This window comes from Janthinobacterium woesei (assembly GCF_051380875.1).
Classification (GTDB): domain Bacteria; phylum Pseudomonadota; class Gammaproteobacteria; order Burkholderiales; family Burkholderiaceae_D; genus Janthinobacterium.
Genome location: NZ_JBNYXW010000056.1, coordinates 1 through 1002, shown reverse-complemented (window position 1 = coordinate 1002; position 1002 = coordinate 1). Strand labels below are relative to the sequence as shown.

The following is a 1002-nucleotide window of genomic DNA, read 5'->3' as shown; positions in this document are numbered from 1 at the left end:
TGGTGAGCGACAATTATCTTGGCCGGTAGACGACAACTATCTTGGCCGGTTTATCACCTGAAACCGGTCCGGTGCGGAAGCGAGGTTTACAGTTGTTTCATTCAGCATGGAGCTGGGGAGGCGACGAGTGGCCGGCAAACGCATTGGAGATCACCAAGTGGGCATCTACAAGAAACTCAGAACCAAGTTCGGGCAGGAGGCCGCAGCGGCCAAGACCGGCATCAGCGTGCGTTCCGCACGCCGTCTCGACAGCACCGACGCTCTGCCGTCGCAACGCGGATCGCGCACCTGGCGCACGCGTGCCGATCCCTTTGAATCGGTTTGGCAAAGCGAGATCGTGCCGCTGCTGGAGGCCACACCGGCGCTGACGGCGACGACGTTGCTGGAGGAGATACAGCGGCGCCATCCGGGGCAGTACGACGACGCGCTGCTGCGCACGTTGCAACGCCGGGTACGCACTTGGGGCGCCAGCCACGGCGGCGAACATGAAGTGTTCTTCGCGCAGGAGCACCCGCCGGGCCGGCTCGGCCTGTCCGATTTCACGCACGCCGCCGTGCTGCAGGTGACAGTGGCCGGCGTGGCGCTGATGCACCTGCTGTACCAGTTTGCGCTGGCCTACTCGGGCTGGCGTTACGTCGAAGTGGTGCTCGGCGGCGAGAGCTTCGCGGCCCTGTCGTCAGGCTTGCAGAACGCGGCGTGGATGATGGGCGGCGTACCGGAAGAACATCGCACTGACAGCCTGGCGGCGGCCTATAAAAACAAGGCCGAACAGGAATTGCTGACGCGGCGTTACGCGGCGCTGTGCGTCCACTACGGGATGCGACCGAGCCGCAACAACCTTGGTGTGAGCCATGAGAACGGTTCGATTGAAGCGCGCCAAGGCACGCTCAAGCGCACCATGGAACAGGCGCTGCTGCTGCGCGGGCACCGCGACTTCGCCGACCTCGACGCGTACCGGCAATTCGTCGCCGAAGTGTTCGGGCGGCTCAACGCCCGGGTGGC

The 1002-nt window shown here is 64.5% G+C and carries 1 protein-coding gene; it reads left to right on the top strand.

Features of this window, described 5'->3' with window-relative positions; genetic code table 11:
• Positions 1 to 127 precede the first annotated feature (127 nt).
• Positions 128 to 1002: IS21 family transposase (gene istA, locus ACQ4W6_RS25735; protein ID WP_436569989.1), on the top strand; the 875-nt coding region annotated here is incomplete at its 3' end.